Source organism: Thauera phenylacetica B4P, from assembly GCF_000310225.1.
In the GTDB taxonomy this organism is placed as follows: Bacteria; Pseudomonadota; Gammaproteobacteria; order Burkholderiales; family Rhodocyclaceae; genus Thauera; species Thauera phenylacetica.
This window is the reverse complement of sequence record NZ_AMXF01000562.1, coordinates 1-641: the sequence shown is the minus strand read 5'-3', so window position 1 is coordinate 641 and position 641 is coordinate 1. Positions and strand designations below refer to the sequence as shown.

Genomic DNA, 641 nt, shown 5'->3' with positions numbered 1-641 from the left:
CCGGCACCTGGCGCAGCTCGAGCGCGCCGGTCGAATCCACGATGCGCGCATCGCGCGGCAGGAAGGGCAGGTGCACCGCGGCCGAGCCGGCGGCGATGATGCAGTGCTTGAACTTCACCACCTTCTTCGCGCCGGTCTTGTCCTGGCTCGCGCCGGTGGTCTCCTCGACTTCCAGGTGGTGGGGGTCGAGGAAGCTGCCGTAGCCGCGGATGACGTCGACCTTGCGCGCCTTGGCCATGCCCGAGAGCCCACCGGTGAGCTTGCCGATCACGCCGTCCTTGTGCTTCCGGAGCGCGTCGACGTCCACCGTCGGCTTTGCAAACACGATGCCCGCCTTGTCGACATGCTCGGCCTCCTCGATCACCGCCGCCACGTGCAGCAGCGCCTTGGAGGGGATGCAACCCACGTTCAGGCACACGCCGCCCAGCGTCGCATAGCGCTCGATGATCGCGGTCTTGAGCCCCAGGTCGGCGGCGCGGAAGGCCGCCGAGTAGCCGCCCGGGCCGGCGCCGAGCACGACCAGGTCGTATTCGGCATCGGCCGCGCCGGTGTGGCTCGCCGCCGCGGGGGCGGCGCTCGGCGTGGCGGCAGGAGCGGCGGACGCCGCGGATGGTGCAGGTGCGGAGGCCGGCGCCGTGTTC

The 641-nt window shown here is 71.6% G+C and carries 1 protein-coding gene; it reads right to left on the bottom strand.

Going from position 1 to position 641, the window contains the following annotated elements:
• A partial coding sequence (locus C667_RS23690) for an FAD-dependent oxidoreductase (protein ID WP_004391789.1) occupies window positions 1-641 on the bottom strand: 641 nt, incomplete at both ends.